Raw genomic sequence first — 1,114 nt, forward strand, 5'->3', positions numbered from 1 at the left:
GTTCAAAACTGTCAGAAGAATACTGCACGCCGCCCTTGATCGACTGGGCGATGAAGTGCGGCACGTTGTAGGCGGCCAGCGTGTAGCCATCCGGATCCGCCTGGGTGGCAAACCAGTTCCAGCCGACACGGCCGCCGGCGCCGGGCTTGTTGATGATGGCGATGGGCATCCCCAGCGCATCCTCGTTGCCCGCGGTCATGGTCACGATACGGGCCTGAAAGTCAGTGGCACCGCCCGCGCCGTAAGAGACCATCATCATGATCGGGCGTTCCGGGTACTCCTCGGCTAAGGCAGCGCCTGCCAGGCCCATCAGCGCCATGGCAGCGCCTGTGATCAGTTTTCTCATTTTCTTCTCCTCCCTTATGGTTTCGGATCGCATCAAACGGTCAGAACAGAATTTCCCGCGGCGTGTAGACACTCAACAGCAGCGCGAAGAGTCCGTACATCACGGCCACAAAAACGGCGGTAGTCAGGGCGCGCTTGATCCAGGTTTTGGCTTCGGAATGCGGCGCGGGGTCGTAGATCGACAGCAGAATGAAAAAGGCGATGGCGGTGGCGGTGTAGAACCCCAGCGCCTTGGCGGCCAAGAAGACATAGATCAGCATCACCGCCACCCCCGGTACCATGTTCAGGAACATGGTGCGTGAGACGCCCGAGCCGACCTTGCTGAGGCCCAGAACCGCCTTGCCAAAGGTCCAGCCGGCCAGCACCACAAAGACGGAGGCTATCAGGCGCGGGAACAGGAAAGCTTCGGCGGGTTGTTGAGTGTAGCTGATCCAGGCAACCCAGATGCCGACGGCAAAGACCAGGCCGGAGCCGAAGATGTGCTGAGACCGGTTCATGCCTGCGCCTCCTCTTTGGTGGTGTAGCGGCGGCTGCGCAGCTCCATCCAGGCCGAATAGGCGACGGAAGCAACAACCACGGCGATCAGGAAGATGTTCAGCCCGCCGGACAGGAAGTAACTGGCCCGGCCCACGGTGGCGTCGGCGATCATGCCGCCTTGGATGAAATTGGATTCCGCGATCGGACCCAGGATCAGACCCAGCACCAGCGGTGCGGCGGAGAAGCCGAAGCGTTCCAGAAAGTACATGCCGATGCCCAGGCAGGCCATGAC

General features: G+C 61.3%; 2 protein-coding genes and 1 pseudogene. All 3 read right to left on the reverse strand.

All coding sequences use genetic code 11. The features are described from left to right. On the reverse strand, positions 1-346 hold a 346-nt coding region (locus A2I95_RS41115), incomplete at its 3' end, for a tripartite tricarboxylate transporter substrate-binding protein (protein WP_291738042.1). A 40-nt stretch (positions 347-386) separates the two neighbouring features. Further along, complete coding sequence (locus A2I95_RS41120; protein ID WP_027258052.1) at positions 387-842, reverse strand: tripartite tricarboxylate transporter TctB family protein; 456 nt, start codon at positions 840-842, stop codon at positions 387-389. Continuing rightward, positions 839-1,114 (reverse strand): annotated as a pseudogene (locus A2I95_RS41125) (C4-dicarboxylate ABC transporter permease); the annotation flags it as partial. The gene A2I95_RS41120 and the pseudogene A2I95_RS41125, both read right to left, overlap by 4 nt.

The sequence above is a fragment of the Leisingera sp. F5 genome (genome assembly GCF_001593695.1).

Bases quoted from the DNA above. Each gene is read 5' to 3' on its own strand.
- A2I95_RS41120 (WP_027258052.1), bottom strand. From the start codon at position 842: ATGAACCGGTCTCAGCACATCTTCGGCTCCGGCCTGGTCTTTGCCGTC.